15 protein-coding genes are annotated in these 21,151 nt (G+C 35.1%); 6 read left to right on the top strand and 9 right to left on the bottom strand.

Annotated elements, in window-relative coordinates; translation table 11 throughout:
• Positions 1 to 15: 15 nt before the first annotated feature.
• Complete coding sequence (locus UH7x_RS07205; RefSeq protein WP_482363047.1) at positions 16 to 1,089, bottom strand: DUF6807 domain-containing protein; 1,074 nt, start codon at positions 1,087 to 1,089, stop codon at positions 16 to 18.
• 62 nt (positions 1,090 to 1,151) lie between these two features.
• The gene (locus UH7x_RS07200) at positions 1,152 to 2,633 is read right to left on the bottom strand and encodes a Gfo/Idh/MocA family protein (RefSeq protein ID WP_482363046.1); all 1,482 of its coding nucleotides are present in this window, start codon (positions 2,631 to 2,633) and stop codon (positions 1,152 to 1,154) included.
• 460 nt (positions 2,634 to 3,093) lie between these two features.
• Here UH7x_RS07200 and UH7x_RS07195 point away from each other — a divergent pair, with 460 nt between their 5' ends.
• Genes UH7x_RS07195 through UH7x_RS07185 form a run of 3 tightly spaced genes read left to right on the top strand, consistent with a single transcriptional unit; the run spans position 3,094 to position 6,603 of the window.
• The gene (locus UH7x_RS07195) at positions 3,094 to 4,359 is read left to right on the top strand and encodes an AGE family epimerase/isomerase (protein WP_482363045.1); all 1,266 of its coding nucleotides are present in this window, start codon (positions 3,094 to 3,096) and stop codon (positions 4,357 to 4,359) included.
• Positions 4,360 to 4,380: 21 nt separating this feature from the next.
• Positions 4,381 to 5,409, top strand: coding sequence for a sialidase family protein (locus UH7x_RS07190; RefSeq protein WP_482363044.1), 1,029 nt, complete (start codon positions 4,381 to 4,383; stop codon positions 5,407 to 5,409).
• Between the two features lie 12 nt (positions 5,410 to 5,421).
• Positions 5,422 to 6,603: a dipeptidase gene (locus UH7x_RS07185; protein WP_482363043.1), complete on the top strand. Its 1,182-nt coding sequence runs from the start codon at positions 5,422 to 5,424 to the stop codon at positions 6,601 to 6,603.
• 5 nt (positions 6,604 to 6,608) lie between these two features.
• On the opposite strand, the gene UH7x_RS07180 is transcribed toward UH7x_RS07185, so the two are convergent.
• Positions 6,609 to 7,565 (bottom strand): metallophosphoesterase family protein, encoded by a 957-nt coding sequence (locus UH7x_RS07180; RefSeq protein ID WP_482363042.1) that lies wholly within the window; start codon positions 7,563 to 7,565, stop codon positions 6,609 to 6,611.
• A 263-nt stretch (positions 7,566 to 7,828) separates the two neighbouring features.
• Here UH7x_RS07180 and UH7x_RS07175 point away from each other — a divergent pair, with 263 nt between their 5' ends.
• The 3 genes from UH7x_RS07175 (at position 7,829) to UH7x_RS07165 (ending at position 14,811) form a co-directional block, all read left to right on the top strand.
• A complete protein-coding gene (locus tag UH7x_RS07175; RefSeq protein WP_482363041.1) occupies positions 7,829 to 10,195 on the top strand; it encodes a GH92 family glycosyl hydrolase in 2,367 nt (788 codons plus the stop codon).
• 197 nt (positions 10,196 to 10,392) lie between these two features.
• Entirely contained in the window at positions 10,393 to 12,627 is a 2,235-nt protein-coding gene (locus tag UH7x_RS07170; protein WP_482363040.1) for a hypothetical protein, read from the top strand.
• A gap of 51 nt (positions 12,628 to 12,678) precedes the next feature.
• Entirely contained in the window at positions 12,679 to 14,811 is a 2,133-nt protein-coding gene (locus tag UH7x_RS07165; protein ID WP_482363039.1) for a two-component regulator propeller domain-containing protein, read from the top strand.
• Positions 14,812 to 14,838: 27 nt separating this feature from the next.
• Here UH7x_RS07165 and UH7x_RS07160 read toward each other — a convergent pair whose 3' ends face one another.
• The 6 genes from UH7x_RS07160 to UH7x_RS07135 all read right to left on the bottom strand — a co-directional run bounded on the left by UH7x_RS07160 (position 14,839) and on the right by UH7x_RS07135 (position 21,149).
• Complete coding sequence (locus UH7x_RS07160; RefSeq protein ID WP_482363038.1) at positions 14,839 to 15,762, bottom strand: dihydrodipicolinate synthase family protein; 924 nt, start codon at positions 15,760 to 15,762, stop codon at positions 14,839 to 14,841.
• A gap of 45 nt (positions 15,763 to 15,807) precedes the next feature.
• Complete coding sequence (locus tag UH7x_RS07155) at positions 15,808 to 17,040, bottom strand: sugar MFS transporter (RefSeq protein ID WP_482363037.1); 1,233 nt, start codon at positions 17,038 to 17,040, stop codon at positions 15,808 to 15,810.
• A 28-nt stretch (positions 17,041 to 17,068) separates the two neighbouring features.
• Positions 17,069 to 18,448, bottom strand: a complete 1,380-nt coding sequence (locus tag UH7x_RS07150) for a DUF3748 domain-containing protein (protein WP_482363036.1) — start codon at positions 18,446 to 18,448, stop codon at positions 17,069 to 17,071.
• 25 nt (positions 18,449 to 18,473) lie between these two features.
• Positions 18,474 to 19,109 (bottom strand): D-sedoheptulose-7-phosphate isomerase, encoded by a 636-nt coding sequence (locus UH7x_RS07145; RefSeq protein ID WP_482363035.1) that lies wholly within the window; start codon positions 19,107 to 19,109, stop codon positions 18,474 to 18,476.
• 32 nt (positions 19,110 to 19,141) lie between these two features.
• A complete protein-coding gene (locus UH7x_RS07140) occupies positions 19,142 to 20,125 on the bottom strand; it encodes an ROK family protein (RefSeq protein ID WP_482363034.1) in 984 nt (327 codons plus the stop codon).
• A 112-nt stretch (positions 20,126 to 20,237) separates the two neighbouring features.
• The gene (locus UH7x_RS07135; protein ID WP_482363033.1) at positions 20,238 to 21,149 is read right to left on the bottom strand and encodes a TlpA family protein disulfide reductase; all 912 of its coding nucleotides are present in this window, start codon (positions 21,147 to 21,149) and stop codon (positions 20,238 to 20,240) included.
• Between the last annotated feature and the right edge of the window lie 2 nt (positions 21,150 to 21,151).

Below are 21,151 nucleotides of genomic sequence, written 5' to 3'. Positions count from 1 at the left end.
CAGGTAATTTCCGATTTAATTAGATGCAAATATCTCGAATTCTGATTCCAATTCTGCACTGTCTTTTTTTCCATTTAAGACTTCTATACGATAGGTAAACGAAATTGCTGTGTTTGGTTCTAGCGTAAAATTAATAGGTGGCTCTTTACCATCGGTAAAAGCTTTTGGTCCTAAAGGATTTGCAGCGAATAGTCCGTAGCCTCGTGCATGCCAATATGTAGGGTAGCCTACATTATTGGGTTTGTCCATAATCATTACAGTAACATCATTTTTATTAATGGTACCTGTAAGTGCCATCCACTTTGCACGTGTTCCCCATACATCGGTACCCGTTAATCCTTCACTGCTTAAATATTGACCACTGACTCCGGAATTATCAGTAACTGGGACATCAGTTTTATTTCCATTTGAATCACTTAAAGTAACGGGGCTATCACTGGGGTGTTCCAATTCTCTAGCGGTTCTAATAGCGAACATTCCTTCTTTAGTGTCATTAAATAAAACCGTTTCATCAAGCGACTTAAAAGTTGTAATTCTATCAATAATTCTCTTCCCTTCTTCTGCATAAAAAACAAATTTGGTTTCCTCCTTCATCAATATAGATTTATCAGGGTTTAACCAATTCGCACTAACTACTAATGTAGCACTATCATTACCATTTTTTTGACTAATAATTTTGTCATGGCGGATGGTGCCTAATTTTTCTTTTGGAGTTTTAATTTCATCGGAGTTGCCCCAAAAGTCAAGCCCATTTACATCGCCATAATTAAACCACGCTCCAATATGATGTGGGTGATCGGTTCTTTCATTAGGTCTAGTATTTAAAGGGTAACCGCGAGTAATAGCTTCTCCGTTTGCTGCAATAATTGGATATAAAGTTGTTTTCTTAAGAACAGAAATATCATCAGCATATATATATGAGGTGAACAACTTACCGTTCACAAGTACATCTACTTTTTTATCTGCTTCGTTATTTTCTAAAGTAATGGTATTAGAACTGGCCTTATCATTGATATCAACTTCTGCTTTTTTTTCTTTACAGGCACTAGTTAATAGTATAAGTGTAAAAACTGTTAGTATGGTCCTCATTTAATATTATATTTAAAAAAAAGAGGCATAAAAACTTATGCCTCTTTTTTGCGATTTAATTTTTAAACTTTATCAGGCACTACATAGCCTTTTCTGTAGTCTCTGGTTAATAATTTACTGGCTTCTTTGTCTTTAACATAAGTTTCATGCTTACCATCTATTTGTAATTCTCGACCTACTCTATAGGCCGCATTAGCTAGTAATGGTAGAACACTAGATTTATGCCCTGTTTCGATATCACAAGTCAGTTCTGATTGATCATTATTTCGAATAGCAGAAATAAAATTGTCAAAAATAGCTTCACCGCCACCGCCGGTTAAATTTAAAGGATTGAATGATTCATCTTTTTCACCAGATGTTGGTCCTGCTTCATTGTTTCTTCCGAAAAAAGTTTGCCAGTTACCACCAGCATCAATTTGCATCCAACCTTCGGTACCTAAAACAATTACACCAATTTTTATTGGAGATGCTTTACTAGATGCAGATATTTTACCACCACCTGTAATATTAATGTCCGGTAAAAGAACACCTTCAGGATCTGTGAAGATACCTCTGGTGCCAAATTCTAATATTTTACCATCTGCATATTCAAACATTGAAGTTTGTGTATTAGGTGTGTTTTGAGCCGATTTTGGTCCAAAATATCCACCCATAGAATTTACACGAGTTGGAAGTTCTTCTTTTCCTAAGGCCCAACGAGCAACATCAAATTGGTGTGGTCCTTGATTGCCAGTATCTCCGTTGCCATAATCAAAATTCCAATGCCAATTGTAATGAAACCTGTTTCTATTAAATGGTTTTTCCGGTGCTGGACCTTGCCACATATCATAATGTACATTTTTAAGATACGCTTCTGTATATGGTGTTTCGAAACTGCCCGATTCAACATTCATCTTAAATTGCTCTCCAGGCTTCATTGGGCCATCTGGGTACATACCAATACTTGGTCTTGGTTTAAAGCAAAGGCCTCTAGTCATATAAACTTCACCTAATTTTCCGTCACGAATAAATTTAATCGCACGTTGCGTATTGGCAATTGAACGGTTTTGAAACCCAACCTGTACTAAAACATTATACTTTCTGGCAGCTTCTATCATTTTTTTACCTTCAAACACATTGTGCGTAGATGGTTTTTCTACATACACATGTTTACCCGCTTGCGCTCCCCAAATTGTCGAAAGTGCATGCCAGTGATTTGGTGCAGCAACAGAAACGGCATCAATTTCTTTATCGTCAAAAATTCGACGCATATCCCATTCGGTTTTCGGACGATATCCAGCAAATTTTTCTATTTCATCTAATCTATCCTTAAATAGATTTTCATCGATATCTACAAGATATTTTATCCGAACATTTTTCATCTTGCCAAAATTGTTGATATGGCTACCGCCTCTCCCGCGAATACCAATTATCCCCATTTGTATTGAATCATTTGATCCAAGAATTCGGCTATAGGAAGCAGCACTTGTAGAAAGCATAGAAACTCCCGCTATTCCGACAGAAGTCTTTTTAATAAATTTTCTTCTTGAGATACTTTTCTTCATTGTTGTTTTATTTTAATTGTGTTGATTTAGTGTTCAAAAATTTTGATTCCTAAGTTAGGTTGTTTGGGATAGGATTCAAATTGTGAGCCTAACAAATTAAAAGAAAATATAGTTCCTATACTTCTACAATCTTGCTGATTTTACATAAACATTTAACCTTCCTATTTAAGAACTTTCGGCGCACTTTGTTTTTAGTTAAGAGTTAATATTTGATGTAAACTCGATAAAATAGAAGAAATTAAGCATATGCTAAATCTTATATTTGTTAGCAATCCTACGCCATACGCAACCGTTATAGTTACTTATTTTCCCCTCAAATTTTATGTGATAACTATTTCATCATGTAATACTATCGTGAAACTTACCTCGAAGCAAGGAAAAAAGGTAAACTTTATATAGGCAAGGTTAAATCTAAAATTGAACTCACATGTTTAAAAATAATTAGTGATTAATAAAGAAAATGTATAAAGACAAAATCCAAAATTTAAAAAAGGAAGCATACGAACATTTAAATAATGAGTTACTTCCTTTTTGGTTTGATCGATGTAAGGATGATGTCAATGGAGGATTTAAAACACATTTTGATAAAGAAGGAAAGGACACAGGGTTAGATGAAAAATCGATGTTGGGGCAGGCGCGATGTATTTACAGTTTTGCTGCTGCTCACAGAGCTGGTTATGGAGCTGGAAAATGTTTAAAATATGCTACACATGGAGTCGATTTTGTAATTGATAAAATGTGGGATAAGAAGTATGAAGGTTTTTTTTGGATGACCGATAGAAAAGGCAATGTTCTTAATGATGAAAAAATCATTTATGGGCATAGTTTTATCATCTATGCTTTTAGTGAATATACATTAGCGTCTGGTGATCAACGCGGCCTCTACTATGCCGAAAAGTGCTTCGATTTGCTTCAGAAATACGGAGCTGATACCATGTATGGAGGATATTTTGAAATGTTTAATAACGACTGGACTCTAAAAGGGGCTGCCGCTGCAGGAGGTGATAGAAAAACATTAGATGTGCACATGCATTTAATGGAAGCTTTTACAACGCTTTATGAGTGTAGTGGCAAAGAATTACACAAAAGAAAGTTACTCGAGATTATTGAGGTCCTAGTAAAAAAAATAATTCATCCACAATACTTAACGGGGATACCACAGTTTACGGCAGATTGGAAAATTGCACCACAAATTAAATTTGATATCGTTTGGGGAATGGATCGTTTTTCGGAAGATGGTGTAAAGTCTTCACCAGAAGATAATACAAGTTATGGCCATAATGTGGAATTTGCATGGCTACTAATGCATGCGATTGAGATTGCAGATATTCCGTTTGAGAAATATGAAAAGGTAATTGAAACTCAGTTTAATCATGCATTAGCAGATGGCATCGATTGGGAATTTGGAGGTGTTTATGTTGAAGGCTCTCATGCAGGTAGCGTAACTGATTATGAAAAGGAATTTTGGCAGCAAGCCGAAATGCTTATCGCCTTATTACAGGCGTGTAATGTATACGGGTCAGATAAATATTTGCCAGTTTATGAAAATGTGCATCGATTTGTTTTTGACAAAATGATTGATCATAAAATTGGAGAATGGCTTCCGTTGTTGACAAGAAAGGGAGAACCTATCTGGAGTCATATGAGCAATAACTGGAAAATAAATTACCATACCCTTAGAGCTATGGTACAATCAATTGAACGTATGAACAAATTGTTAGATTAAATAGAACTTACAACTACAAGAATGAAGAATTTAAAATCTTATTTATACGCTATTGCGTTTCTTTTTTTACCGCTTATTGTTGGTGCTCAAAATACACCAGAGCGTGAAGCTATTTTGTCCGTAGAACGGATTTGGGACCGAGCAGCGCATAATGCTTTTACTTCTTTAATAGATTTTAACGGCACGCTCTATTGTGCCTTTAGGGAAAGCAATGGTCATGTAAATGATTCTAATGGTAGTATACGGGTAATTGCATCAAAAGATGGTCAAAATTGGCATTCAGTGGCGCATTTGTTTGAGCAAGGAATAGATTTTAGAGATCCGCAATTATCAATTACACCAGACAATAGAATCATGCTCAATATTGGAGGGTCTGTTTATACGGCAGGGAAATTAACCTCAATGTCACCTAAAGTAAGTTTTAGTAATGGTGAAGGAAAGTCTTTTTCGAAAGCAGAACATGTTACCCTAGATCCTGTTATTAAAACCGGTACAGACTGGCTTTGGAGAGCCACTTGGCATAAAGGAAAAGTGTATGCAGGAGTGTATCAACCTAAAAAGGAAAAATCAGTACAACTGATGGTTAGTGACGATGGTATCAACTATAAGTTTATAACTACTTTCGATGTTATTGAAGGTAATGAAACAACTCTTCGATTTAATAATAAGGATGAAATGATAGCGGTGGTTCGTAGGGGAAGTCGCTTTAATGGTGCTATTGGAGTAAGTGCTCCTCCATATACAAAATGGGAATGGAATGATTTAGAAAAACGTTTAGGGGGACCGGATTTAATTATACTTGAAAATGACGTTATGCTTTGTGCAACAAGAGAATATTTACCTTCTAAAGCACAAACTATTATTTCCAAAGTGGAGCTGAATGGAAAAACAACAAAACTATTAACATTACCGAGTGAAGGCGATTGTAGTTATCCAGGATTGTTGATGCAAGATGATATATTATTAATGTCGTACTACTCATCTCATGAAGAGAAAACGGCTATATACCTAGCTAAAATTGCCTACTTAAAAAGTATTTTCGAGAATTAATAGTACTAGAAAATGGCAGTGAAAAGAAAGAAAATATTTTTAGGAACCCTATTAGCTTTGGTGGTTATTTATGCTGCTGTGGTATACATTGTTCCTAAAAAACTAGACAAGGAACATAATAAAATAAAACAACCTCCGCCATATAGTGTATCAGAAAAAGCACTTGCTATGTACAATTCGCTTGACTTTATTTCTGACCTTCATTGTGATGCTTTATTATGGAGTCGAGACTTGACCATTAATAACTCCGTTGGACAGGTTGATTTTCCAAGAATGCAAGAAGCAAATGTGGCTTTACAAGCATTTACAATAGTTACAAAATCTCCGAAAGGGCAAAATTTTTCAGAGAATACTGCTGATGCTTTTGATAATATTACATTATTAAATTTTGTGCAAGCACGCCCTATTTCAAATTGGTTTAGCTTATTCGAAAGAGCAGTTTATCAGAGTAAAAAGCTTCATAAACTGGCCGCAGATTTCAATAATGAATTCATAGTTGTTAAAAATGCACAAGACTTAAAAAGGCTTATTTCACTTAGAAAAGAGAATACTAAAGTTGTGGGTGGCTTTTTAGGAATTGAAGGCGGGCATTGTCTGGAAGGAAAATTGGAAAATCTTGACAAGCTATTTAATGAAGGTGTTCGTATGTTAGGACCTACACATTTTTTCGATAATGAACTTGGTGGTTCTGCCCATGGTGTTTCTAAAAAAGGACTAACGAGCTTTGGTGTCGATGTGGTTAACCGAATGAATGAATTGGGAATGATTATTGACTTGGCTCACGCTTCACCTAAAATTATTGATGATGTTTTAGCACAAAGTAAAGACCCTATACTTGTTTCGCATACCGGAGTTCGGGGTACCTTAGATAATTCAAGAAATTTATCAGATAATCACGTTCGAGAAATATCAGCTAAAGGTGGTTTAATTGGAGTTGCTTATTTTAAAGGAGCAGTAACAACACCACTTATTAAGGGAATTGTAGATGCTATGAAACATATTAAATCTATTGCTTCGGTAAATTGTATCGCCTTGGGTTCAGATTTTGATGGTAGTGCAACTACCCCTTTTGATATAACGGGATTACCTTTGCTCGTAGAAGAGCTCATGAATCAAGGATTTGATGAAGAAGAAATAAGAGCAATAATGGGTGAAAACGTAAAACGATTTATGCTAAAAAACTTAAATCAGTAAAGTTTTTAACCCTCAGTACTAACTTCTAGTTTTAATCGCTTGGCTTCCCATCCGTGATCTACATATTCCCATGAGAAATCGTCTCCCGTAACTTTGATTTTCGCAAAACCTTCTTTTGTATTGTGTCTTCTACCTTTCCAACCATTTCCAGCAATAGAACCACCAGTTAGAAAATGAAATCGGTCGTTTACCATACCAAACTCCTTCCAGTGAATATGGCCTTGTAACACTAATTTTAAGTTGTGATTTTCTAAAAGTTTAAATGCATCTGGTGCGTTCTCAACTACACGACTATTGCCACCATTCAATTGTGTATAAGTACACATCATTGGAATATGCGTCGTAATTACAATTGGAGTTGATTTATCTACTTTTTCTAAATCATTTTTTAACCATTCTAATTGTTCAGTATGAAAACTAGCTTTATATCTTTTATTAGGAGTAACATCCAAAGAATTCAGTGTTATAAAATGCCAGCCTTTATGATCGAAAGAATAGTAAGATTTCCCAAAATGGCGCTCCCACATTCCGTATTTATAATCTAGGTGTTCTTCCGTTTCCGGACTTTCTTCATAAATCGCAAATAAATCATGATTTCCTAAACAGTTATGAACCGGCATTTGAAAACCTTTGGCCATTGTTTTATATAAGTTGAAAAGCGGTTCACACTTGTCAAAATCACCTCGCATCGCATCATACACTAGATCGCCACCAGTGATTACAAAATCGGGTTGTAATTCATTTACTTTGTCAATCGCCATTTGAAAACCTTGCGGTGCGTTCATTTCTGGTTTAATGTGTATGTCCGTTAAAAAGGCAAACTCAAAAGAATCTTCAGTTTTTTCCGCTTCAGGTTTTTCGGTTTTCGCCGTACAAGAGCTTTGTAAAAACGGAATTGCAACTGCTGCTAAACCTGTATTTTTCAAGAACTTTCGCCGGTCTAAATTTTCTTTGTTGTTCATAATATATTTTTAATCTGTGGACTATTATTCTGAGTTTATTAATAGCGATTGATTGCATTTCTAAAACTGTTAGAAACACTTTTAGGAATGTCATTTACAAATATAACAGCTAATATTCCCGCAATTTTATCGCATTCACATTATATATTAACCTTTGAGTTTAAAATGGTACTCTATATTTGTTTAACCAGACAATATTCTTTAAAATCTATGCTATTTAGTAACGTAGATTAAGTATTCTGTTTCAACTCAACTTAGAAAATATGAAATACCCTTTTAAAGTAATCAACACATTTATTTTGGCTGTTGTATTTTTTCAACTCGGCTATTCGCAAACCAAAGAACCTGTTGATTATGTAGACCCATTTATTGGTACCGATTTTTTCGGACACACATTTCCCGGAGCTTCACTGCCAAATGCATTGGTGCATTTGAGTCCGGATATAAACACAGAAGGGTGGACATACTGTGCGGGTTATATTTATCCTGAAAGTTCGATAATGGGCTTTAGTCATACACATTGGAGTGGGGTAGGAATGGTTAATGGCGGTGAAATTTTACTGATGCCCACAACTAGTTCTAAGTTGAAAATTGTGCCCGGTTCTTTGGAAAATCCTGATGCAGGGTATCGTTCTAGATTTGATCATGAGGAAGAATCCGCCACACCAGGTTATTATTCTGTACAGCTTAAAGATTATGATGTGAAAGCAGAATTAACTTCCACACAAAGAGCAGGATTTCATCGGTACACTTTTCCGAAATCAATGAATTCGCGAATTATTTTAGACGTGGGACATCAAATTGGTGATATGACTCAAGGTGAACTTTCCGAACTAAAAATTATTGATAATAATCGTATTGAAGGTGCAAAAGCTGCGGGACTTGGTAAGGTGTACTTTGTAGCCGAGTTCAGTAAGCCATTTTTATATTATGGTACTTTCGATGCCAGTTACAAAACACCTGAATCTGATGGAAGTGTTTTTCCGTACAAGAATGCTGAGGTTGGTGATAAAATTGGAGCTTTTGTTCAATATCATACCGAAGAAAATGAACAGGTTTTAATTAAAGTTGGTATTTCATATACAAGTATTGAAGGTGCTCGTAAAAACTTACATGAAGAAATATCCGATTGGGATTTTGATGGAGTTCGAGAAAATGCAAAAAAAATCTGGAATAAAGAACTTTCTAAAATAACGGTAAATGAAGGCACGGAAGATCAAAAACAGGTTTTTAATACAGCTATGTATCATTCTTTATTGTCGCAATATATTTCGCAAGATGTAGATGGAAAATATTTTGGCTCAGATGGAAAAGTACATGAAGCAGAAGGTTTTGATTTTTATGGATCATTCTCTTGTTGGGATACCTATCGTACCCAACATCCATTAATGACACTAATTTCTCCGGAACATGTCAATGATTATATAAAATCGATTGCGGCAAAAGTCGAAAATTTTGGTTGGTTGCCTGCCCAACATTTTTTAAATGTATATGGTGAATCGATGGTTGGTGATCATTTAATTCCTGTGATTGTAGATGCATATATGAAAGGGTATCGCGATTTTGATATTGAGCTTTTATATAAAGCTATGCGTAAAAAAGCACTGGAACTTCCTAAAGCTCCGGTGCCTCATGAAGCTGGTAGATCAGGGCTCACGTATTATTTAGAAAAAGGATATGCACCAATTGATAAAGTAACAGAGGCTGTTCCGAATACTCTAGAATTGGCTTATGATGATTGGTGTATCGCTCAATTAGCAAAAGAATTAGGTAAAACAAAAGATTACGAACTGTTTACAAAAAGGGCGTATAATTATAAGAATGTTTGGGATTCTAAGACAAAATTCATGAGGCCTAAAAAATATGATGGTAAGTTTTTACCAGAATTAGGCGATAAAGAACAAGAGATTGTAACATTAGATGACCATAGTTATTACAAATATTTTGACCCATTATTGGTTGGTCGTCGCCCCAATCGTCATTATACAGAATCTAATGCATGGCAATATATCTGGTCAGTACAACACGACCCACAAGGACTAATAAACCTCTTTGATAATAAAAATCAATTTATCGATAAATTAGACACCTTTTTTGAAATGAGTCCGGTTATATCTCCACCAAAGTATGTCGGAGTAGTTGGTACAATTGGTCAATATGTACAGGGAAACCAACCCTCGCATCATGTGGCATATTTATATAATTATGCAGGTCAACCTTGGAAGACACAATATAGAGCACGACAAGTAACTGAGGAAATGTATAGAATTGGACCAGGAGGTCTGCCAGGGAATGATGATATGGGATCTCTTTCTTCATGGTACATTCTAAGTTCAATGGGAATTTATCCTATGGCTCCAGGAAGCACAACCTATACAATTGGTAGTCCACTTTTTGGAGAGGTTGCTTTAAAGCTCGAAAAGAATAAGACTTTCACAATTAAAGCTAAAAATAATTCTAAGGAGAATAAATATATTCAGTCGGCAAAATTAAATGGAAAAGCCTTCAATAGAACATGGTTAAATCATGACGAAATTACTAAAGGGGGAACGTTAGAATTTAAAATGGGGCCGAAACCAAATACAAAATGGGGTATATCAGACTTACCTCCTTCATTAACAAAAAATTGATAGTTCAACTATATTAACACTTTTCTGTAAAATATTACCACAGATAAATTTTTAGGGTAAAATAATACGTAAACCTTATAATATATAGGGAGTAAAAAGCATCAAAATAAAGTTTATTTGTTACTGGGTGTTTAAGCTATTTTCTAAGTGTAGCTTATTGAAACGCAATACTAAATCTTCTAAATTTTGATGTTGTAATGAGAAAAGTATATCAGTATAGTTATTGGGTTATTTCACTATTCTTTTTATCTTGTAGTAGTCCGATAAAGGAACAAGTGGCCGAAGGTTTAATGCCAGTTTATAAAGATGTTCCTTATAAACAAGATTTCGCAATTAAGTATGATGCTCCAAATGAAGAAGTTTCTTTTTCTAGGGTTGCTATGGATAGAAATAAGGTAATTCAGGTTGCCTCATCAGAAGGAATATTACGTACCCATGATGGTCAATTCTTATATCCGGGTTCACTTGTTCTTGATAAAACGTATCGCCCACTTGTTGATAAAGCAGTAAAGAGTATTACTAATTTCAAAAATCAATTTGTCTATTTAGATGCTGAAGCGGTTTTTAGTAATGCATGGGCAGGAAATTTATACCTAAAACACAATCTTCCGAGTGCGTTTACTTTTGATGCGGGCAATGATTTTGAATTTTTGATAAGCGATGGTATTACACTACTATTTTTATCAAAATCAAAAGCCCCATGGTCGGGTAAATTGGCGAATGATAAAGTACAAGATATTTTGTTCGATGAGGTCAGTAAGAATTTTTGGGTACTAGGAAAAAAATCTATTAGCAGTTTTGATACTTCTACAAGTGAATTGAAAACATTATACCAAGAAAATGATCTTACTGCTTTTGCATTTTATGATTCTAAATTAATAGTTGGTACAAATTCTGGCTATTTGACTTTAGATCCAACTACGGGTAAAACTATAGAGGTACTTAACAACAAACTACCACATAACGAAATCACTGTATTAAAAACTATTGATGGTGAACTTTGGTTTGGTTCAACAAAAGGTGCTTTTAAATTACGACAAGATGGTAAATATGATTATTACTACGGTAAACGTTGGCTGCCTGGGAATACTATAAAACACATTTCTAAAGGAACTGATGGTTCTGTTTTAATTCTTACTGATGCCGGTTTGGGGCAACTTATATTTAAAGAAATGACCCTTTTTGATAAGGCTCAATTTTATGAAAGACAAGTAAGAGATAGACATATTCGTTTAGGTTTTAATGCATCGTTAGTAGATATGGAGAACGGAAACTTTGATTCGGGTAGGCTTTCAGATTCTGATAATGATGGTCTTTGGACTACCATGTATTTGGCTGGAGAAGTTTTTAGATATGCCGTTACAAAGTCTGATGATGCTTTGCAAAATTGTATGGAATCTATGGATGCGATGGAAAAATTATATAGTATTAATCCTGTGCCTGGTTTTCCTTCTCGTTCTTATGAACGTAGCGGTTACATCGAAAAGTTGCATGATCCAGACCGTTGGCATAATTCAAGTGATTCTGAATGGGATTGGAAAGGTACTACCAGTAGTGATGAAGCAATTGGACATATTTTCGCTTTTGGTGTTATGGCAGAGCTTATGGATAACGAGCTTAAGGACCGCGCGATTACCCTCATAGATACCTTAATGAATCATGTTGTGAGTAATGATTTGTATATGGTTGATTATGATGGTAAACCTACAACTTGGGGTAGATGGAATCCGGAATATGTGAATGCAAGACCAAAAATGGTGGGTGACCGTAAAATAAATTCTTCGAATATTATCGCCATGCTACAAACAGCATATCATTTTACAAAAAAGGAAAAGTATAAAGAAACAGCGTTCGACCTAATGGAGAATCATGGGTATTTAGATAACTTAATGTATCCAATGAAAGATGTTGCAATGGCTCCAGACGATGCAGATGACTGGAGTAAAATGTTGTCTGAATCTTGGAACCATTCTGATGATGAAATGTATTTTGTTGGGTATTGGGGATTATATAAATATGCTTTTAACGATTCTCTTAAAACTAAATTTAAAGATGCAATAATTGATCATTGGGAAATTGAACGACCTGAAAAAGAAGGGGCATGGAATATTATGACAGCGCTTACAGACACGCCAAATTTCGATTTAGATGAAGCAGCTTGGTACCTCCGAGAACACCCAATGGATCTTGTTACTTGGGATTTGGCTAATAGCCATAGAAAAGATATCGAATTAATTGAACCAAATTTTAGAGAGCAGACAACTAAAGAAGTATTACCACCAGACGAGCGCCGTGTCCAAAGACATAATGGAAATATGTTCACATTAAACGGGGGTAGCAATGGTAGAGAAGAATATTCGGCCGGCGATATCTGGTTACTACCGTATTGGATGGGTAGATATATGGGAGTAATAAGTGAACCTCAACAATAGTTTTAGGCACGACAAAACTTAACTAATAAACTACTTTTTAAACAGATTATAATGAGAATCTTTTTATTACTAATTATAGTAATTTTTCAAAACGCATTTAGTACAACATGTAATGCACAAGAGAGCTTTAAACAAGATGTTGCGATTATACACGGAAGCAAACAAGGCTTGCCAGATGTAGTAATTAATAAAATTAGTATCGCCAGTAATATTCCTACAGCTTATACTTCAAACGAAAATTATACATGGAATGGAAAGCAATGGTTAAAATCAGATGAAACAAACCAATCGCAATTGTTTTCTACATTTAAAAAATTGCCCGTTGATTCAGGTAAAGTATTAACAGAGATTATTTATAAAGGCAAAACTTATTTGGGATGTGAAAATGGTTTGTTCGTCAACTATGAAAAAAATAAATGGAAACAAGTTTTACCTGCCGATGATAATTATAGCTGGGCGTTAAAAAATGTTGCTGCTCTTGCAGTTGATGCTCAAGGCAATTTATGGTTTGGTTCTAAAGAAGGTGTTGGCAGAAATGTCAACGGAACATGGAAACTTTTTACGGGTAAAGAAGGACTGCCATTTAACACCTTTACTTGTGTGGCTGCAGGGCCAAATGGTGAAGTATGGTTTGGTACAGAAAAGGGCGCAATAAGAGCTGAAGGTGATTCTTTTTATTATCGTTCTACACGACGATGGTTGCCGAATAATAAAGTAAATGATATTGCTATTGATAAAGAAGGTGTTGCTTGGATAGCTACCGATGGCGGAGTTTCACAAATTATTCCGAGGGAAATAACCTATGAAAAAAAAGCTGCTTTTTTTACAAACCTTACCGAAGAACGACATAATCGAATGGGGTTTATTTGTCAAAATCATTTGAGTGAACAATTTAATATCGACAGCTATGAATTAGCTATTTCGGATAACGACGGTCAATATACGGCCATGTATGGTGCTGCTCAAGCGTTTCGTTATGCAGCTACAGGAGATATGGAAGCGAAGAAAATAGCAGACCGTAGTTTTAAAGCTGTAAAATGGTTAGTTGATATTTCTACAGTACCAGGCTTTCCTGCACGAGTTATTATTCCTGTAGATTGGCACGAACCGGTAAACGAACAATACAGTCAAGAGTATAATAAAAGACACCAGAAAAATGACCCATTTTGGAAAGATATATTTCCTAGATTTCCTTTAAGTGAAGATGGAAAATACAGATGGAAATGCGATACTAGCTCAGATGAATTAGCAGGACACTACTTCTATTATGGTATTTATTATGATTTGGTTGCTGAAACTGAAGATGAAAAAGCAGCTGTTAAACAAGTGGTTGCAGACGTAACAGATCATCTTATTCGCAATAGTTTTAAACTAGTTGATTACGACGGTAAACCCACACGATGGGGCAGTTTTGATCCTGAATATTTTAATTCTATTTGGGGTTGGGATCAGCGCGGATTAAATTCCATGATGATGCTTTCGTTTCTTAATGTAGCCAGCCATGTTACTAAAGACCCTAAATATGATGAAGTCGCTAAAAAACTGCGTGATGAAGAAAATTATCATATCAATGCGATGCATCCAAAAGAATTTTTTCCTCCAGAGAACGTCGTGCCATGGGATAACAATCTAGGTTTAATGAGTTTTTACGGACTAATTAATTACGAGAAGGATCCTGAACTTCTAATGATGTATCGCCTGTCTTTGGAATATGCTTGGTTAAATATCAGTAAGCAAAAAAATGCGTTTTGGGATGCGCTTTATGGAGCTTTGGCAAACTCGTTTACGAAAAAAGTAAACGAAGGTTATTTCGATACAAGCGCGATGTTTAAAGAAAACCCTTTGTTTGCTCAATCTGTAATTGATCGATATGGTAAAAGTAGTCTAGACACTAAATATATAAAGGAAACCCTTCAACGTATTCCATTAGATTTAATTGGTTATGAAATGGACAATACGCATCGTTTAGATGTTCTTTTTGACACTACACCAGCTCAGGAACCTGAAATGGGTTGGGGTGTAGATTCTTATGCACTTCCTATAGATGAAAGAGGGCACGTTAGGCTGGATAGGGATGCATTTGATTTACATGATTCTGAAGGAAATGGATATTCTGAACACGAGGGTACTTTTTATTTATTGCCTTATTATTTTGCGAAATACCATGATTTAATTCCGGAATAGAAAGGTTGAGAATGACACTTGCTATTGTTAAAAGTTAGCGCTTCGTTGCAGTTTTAATGTGTTTTCAAGTTCAATTATTTTTTTAATATGAACAGCAGCTATTTCTTTGTGAAAGGTGTCAAATTTTAATATGGGTTCTCGAACATTTGCTGTTTTGTAAACACCTTGTTTGTGTAATAATCGCTTAAAGAAATGTATTGAAATATCAAGATGTTGATTTGAGAACGCTAGAATTGGCACTATTTTTCTAAAAAGTGCTTCTGATTCATTAATTTTTCCTTGTTTAAAAAGATTATAAATTTCTGTATAACAATAATGCATTCCAGTTGGCATAAACGCATGAACGCCGCGTTTGAGACCTTCTAACATTTGTGATACAGCCCAGCCTCCACTTAAATTTAATTTACCGTTTGTTACTTCTAGTATTCTAGAATATTTTACTCCTGCTGGTACAGTTTCAATCTTTAAACACCGAAAAGCTTCATACTTTTCAAAGAGATTACAGATTAAGCTATCTGGCAAACCTCCTCCGGAAAAATCCCAATCTTGTAGCATTATCATCTCCGGACCTAGGTTAGCTAAGTCAGAAAAATGTGCCTCAAATTGGGTCTCGTTTTTATAAGGTATTTGAAAAAGCACATTTTTACAACCAATTTCTAAATGTGATTTTAATAGTTTTTTGCTTTGATCAATTGTTTGTGCTCCTATACCAGCAATCACTGGTAAATTGTCTGAAACTTCTAGAACGGTAGCCACCATATTTAGTCGCTCAGTGTTTGTAAGTTTATAGACTTCTGCTGCCATTGCAGGAACTAAAAAACCTGCAACACCTGCATCAATAGCATTAGAAACATTTTGCTTTAATGCAGATAAATCTACTCTATCATCTTTCGTAAAAGGTGTGTTTAAAACTGTTACTATTCCATGAAGTGGGTAAAGTTCCTTTTTCAAAAGATTAATTATTTAGTAATAAACTTAAAATAATCAGCGTCGTTTTTAATTACCTAATTCGACTTGCGCCAATTCATTAGATCCTGATTTATAGCCATTCAGTGCATAATAAATAATAAATGCGTAACACGAAAGTGGTAGTATATAGGATAGATGTAAACCAATAGAAGGCATATCGGCTAAAACACCTTGTAGCAGTGGTAAAATTGCGCCACCAACAGGCGCCATCACTAAAATGCCCGCTGCTTTATTTGTGTATTTGCCAAGACCGCTAATAGCTAAAGTAAATATATTCGACCACATAATGGAGTTAAAAAGTCCGACCGACAACATTGCCCACATGGCCACATATCCATTTGTGAGAATGGTTACTGCGAGTAATAAAACTGATGCTAAAGAAGAATAACACAATACTTTTTGTGCGCTAACTTTTTGTAGAATTGCAGACCCTAAAAAGCGTCCAATCATTAATCCACCCCAATAAAGTGGAATATAAGTAGCAGCCTTTTTTTCTGCAAAACCTGCAATGTTATCTTCGCCTAAAAAGTTTACGATAAAACTCCCAATAGTTACTTCAGCACCTACATATAACATTAAAGCAATTGCTCCTAAGCGCAATTGTCTAAATTTTAATACATTTCCTTTTACCTTAACTCCGTCCGTTTCTAGAACCTTCGGTAACTTTAAGAAAAAGAAAACAATGGCTATTAAAAATGCAAAAATTGCCAAACCTACATATGGGCCTTCTACGGCTGCCGCTGCTTCTTGCGGACTGTTATAATGCCCAAGAATTAAAAACCCACCAGCTAAAGGAGCAAGGGTAGTGGCTAATGAATTTATACCCTGTGCTAAATTCAATCTACTAGATGCGGTTTCAGGTTTACCTAAAATAATAACATAAGGGTTTGCTACTACTTGTAATATAACACTACCCGTTGCCATCGTAAACAATCCGAATAAAAATAGAGGATACGAAACAGACCAAGATGCGGGTAAAAATAAAAGTGCACCTAAGCCGATAGTAATCAATCCGGCAGAAATTCCTTTTTTATATCCAATACGTTCAATTAATAGACTCGAAGGAATTGCCATTAAAAAGTATGCGCCAAAGAAACAAAATTGAATGAGCATTGTTTCTGTGTAACTCATATTAAATAAGCCCTTGAAATGCGGAATTAAAATGTCGTTTAATGAAACGATTACGCCCCATATAAAGAACAGGGTTGTCATTAGAGCGAATGCACCCTTGTACGAGTTAGTTTGAGCTGTTGATTTCAAAATAGTTGGTTTAAGTTGTTGTAGCTTGTTATTGTTTTAGAGCATCTTCAATATCCAATAGGAAAATTTGTTTATAGAGGTTAGTTTGTTCACCATCGATTATTCGCGATTCACTTTTATGAGCAATTAGTGCATCGTATGCGAGTGTTTTTCCATCGTGGGATACTACTAAATCTTCTCGATTTAAATCAGTTGGAGTTAACAAAATTGATTCTCCAAAACGATCTGAGTTCCCTACAAATGTGGCATATACTTTTCCTCGGCTTATGGAAAATATCCATTGGTCAGAAGGGTGCCAACGAACAAAATCTGCGTCTGAGGTATAATTCGAAACCTGTACTGGTTTTTTATTTGGGTCTTCTGAGGTATCTGAGCCATCGGCTGGAATTACAAATACTTGTAATATGCCATTTTTATCTTTGGATAAATAAGCGATTTTATCACCTGCGTAAGAACCTCTTACAATACCATCATCAGATGTACTGTGTGTTAATCTTTTTATTATAATCCCTTTTGGTGGTTCTGGGTATGTATTTGCATCACCAGAATAAGCGGAAGTAATATCCACGGTATTCGCTATTTCAGCTACAAAAAGAGAAGTCTCATAATCTACTCCATTTTCTGCCCGTACTTTTCCAATAAATGCACGTTTTGAGCCTAAAGAATCAACCCAAGAATCGCCGTAAGCCTTTTCAATTTCTCCAGGTTTTGATTCTCCTTTCTTTTTAGGCTTTAGTAATACAGCGAAATAGTGACTAAAACCTTTGGGGGAATTTTTATTTGGTTCCATATAACCTATAGTTCGGTCATATTCTTGTTGGAGAAAATCGTCATAGGTAAAACCAACGCGTGCACCATTTTTTGAATATTCATGGCGATGTGTGCCACCTCTTTGTGCTCCTGGAGTAGTAGGTTTATCTGTTGATACATCTCTTAAATCTGCAATCGAAAATTGCCCTTTACCATCAGCACTTACGATAGCTCCATTTCTATTTTTAATATCGTAATATCCTCTAGTTTCAATCTCATCTAATTGTGGCCCATGGATAAAGATTACTTTATTTTCTGTTGGATGATATGAAACCGCTGCAACCCCCGGTGCCGCATTTTCTCCCGAGACAGATTCAGGTTGCCACAAAACCGTTTCTTCGCCTGTTGTAATATTTACTTTTTCAATAGATTTACTATTCGCAAGATTGGTGTTGAAAACCATATATCGCGTATCATAACAAAGAAAATTTCCGTCTGGAGAAAAATTATCATTGTTATCTAGCGCATGAGATTTTGCATTGAAAGTAATTTGTTTCTCAGCCATTATTTCGTTTTTAGATGCACCAGTTTCTTTACAACTTACCAAGAGCATAAGTGTACTGAATAGTAAAGAAAGCTGAATTTTTAAACGGTGCATTTTATTGTTGTTTCTTCAATTGGTTTTAGAATAAAGTTTCTTCAACCATAATACATAGTGCATGATATATTGGCAAATGATATTCTTGAACTTTCGCAGTATTTGTGGCGGGTACACAAATTGCAACATCACATAATTCTTTTACTTTACCACCAGTCTCTCCAAGTAGACCAATAACCTTTATTCCCATTGCTTTGGCCGTAATACAGGCATCTACCACGTTTTTGGAATTACCGGAAGTGCTTATCGCCAATAGAACATCATTTTTTCTACCGAAACCCAATACTTGTTGAGCAAAAATAAAATCGCCACCGATATCATTTGAAATAGCAGAAATTAAACCACCATGAGCATTTAACGAGATTGCCGATAAACCTCTTTCTAGTTTCGATGCTAATAATGCTCCTCTTTCTACTGAAGCCTCTTCAAGTTGTTTTTTAATTTCAGAAGTAACAGGTCGTTTTTTCGAAAAGCTCTTCATTAATTCACCTACAATATGATCTGAGTCGGATGCACTTCCACCATTACCACAAATTAGTAACTTACCGTCATCTTGATATGATTGTATAAATACCTCTGCCGATTTTCTTACTGTTTCTTTACACGATTGAAGTGCAGGATATCGTTTTATTAAATTTTCAAGTATTGTTTCTTGGGTCATTGTTTTAAACTATTTCTGTTCTCTTTTTTTATTTAATGCAATGCAACACAAAGTGCTGCAAAATCTCCAATTTTATCACCTAATTTGGCAGGTACAATACTACATACTTCTAATGCTTCTGGTATTGCTTCTTTTTGAAGTACTTCATAAACCAGTGGTTTTAATAAAGCTTCATTTCTGGCATAAATACTACCGATAACAACGCATTCCGGATTTAAAATGTCTATTAGTAAGGCTAGCCCTTTGCCGAGATATTCTGCAGTTATTTTTACAATTCCAAGTGCAACAGCATCACCTTTATGGGCTGCAGTAAATACAGTTTTAGCAGTTATAGTATCTATTTCATTTAAAGTGCTACAAAAGTCAACTTCAATGTTATTTTCTAGTTTGTTTTTAACGGTGCTCTTGGCCAATTGTGCTATTCCGCCCCCACTACAAAAACCTTCAAAGGAGCCCGCTTTCCCAAAACCTATGGGTCCTGTTTCAGCTAAACGTAGATGCCCTACTTCGCCACCTAGGTCTTTCGTGCCAGAATATATTTTTCCATTTAAAATGAGCCCTGCACCCATTCCTGTGCCAAAGGTTAGGAATATCATATTCTCGGTTCCAACTCCTGCACCCAGCATCCATTCGGCTATAGCTCCTGCATTGGCATCATTTTGAATTGCTACATCAATGCCGAATTCCTTCTCAAGAATTTGGACTATTAGAATATTGTCCCAACCTGGTAAATTGGGTGGGGATTTTATTAAGCCTTTTTTTGAATTAAGTGGACCTCCGCAACTAATACCTATTTTGACAAATTGTTTGCGTTCATACTTTTCGAAAAACGCATGAATGTGCTTTTTAAATTCATTAATAATTACTTCAGGACCTCGCTCTACTTTGGTTTCAAAAAACACCTTTTCGTAAATATTGAAATCTTTATCGCCCAAAACAACAGCGCATTTTGTGCCACCAATATCTATACCTACATAAAGGTCCATAGGTTCTTTAGAATTGGTTTTATCTATCATTTTTATCTGTTTATTAATACACCCAAACTAATGACTCAAAAATCTAATAATTGAGTCCTTAAATCTTTAATAAAGATGGTGTTGCTATGCTGTCCTATCGCCAGGCTAACAATTAGTTTACAATAGTAGATTTATCTTTGTGTTCTATCAGATGTCGGTCGATTTTTTGCCAAATAGTTTCATATCCTCCTGATTCATAAAAAGTGATGGTTTTACTACTATCTATTACAATGTGTTTAGGATATGAGCTACCAAATAATGCTCTGTCATTTTCAGAAATAAACGTTATATCATATTTGAATTCATTCTTTTCTAAAAAACTGGAAACCCTATCTAAAGAATCATCAGTTATTGAAAGGAATTTTATGCTTTTATCGGAGTATTTATCAACCAATTTATTTAAACCAGGCATCTCTTCAATACACGGCTTACACCTAACAGCCCACCAGTTAATTACTATAATCTGTTCTTTGAAATTATCCAGATTGAATTTCTCTCCATTTAAATTAGTAAGTTCAACTTGAGGAAATGTTTTTCCTTTTAATAAAGGTCTATCAATTTTTTGGATTACCAATGTGTCCGTTAAAGCAGATTGGTCGAGCCAAGAGTATATGATTTTATTATTTAATGTGTCTAACTCTTTAATTCTTAATGATATTCTATTAGTTGAATTATTAAACTCTATATCGATGTCATTATCTTTTTCATACTTTGAATTTTGTTTGAAATTAACTGTGCTCAATTGTCTTAGCTCATTATTTGAAGCTCTCGCAATCCAATTACCAGATCGTTCGCCTTGTCTAAGACTTCCAAAATAAACACCTATCGAATCATTATTAGTATTCAATGTTGAATAACTTAAGACTTCAAAAGACATATCTTTTTCGAGTGGTTTTAGAATATCAGGAAAACCTTGTTGAATTTCTGCTGATTTATAAAAATCGCTTTTCTCTTTTTGACATCCAAAAAGGAAAATCATCCCAAATATGGGAAGAATCAAATTCGATAATTTTCTATAAAACATTT

Source organism: Aurantibacter sp. UH7, from assembly GCF_056839165.1.
Note: the sequence above shows the minus strand (reverse complement) of the source record. Positions and strands in the feature narration are given on the sequence as shown.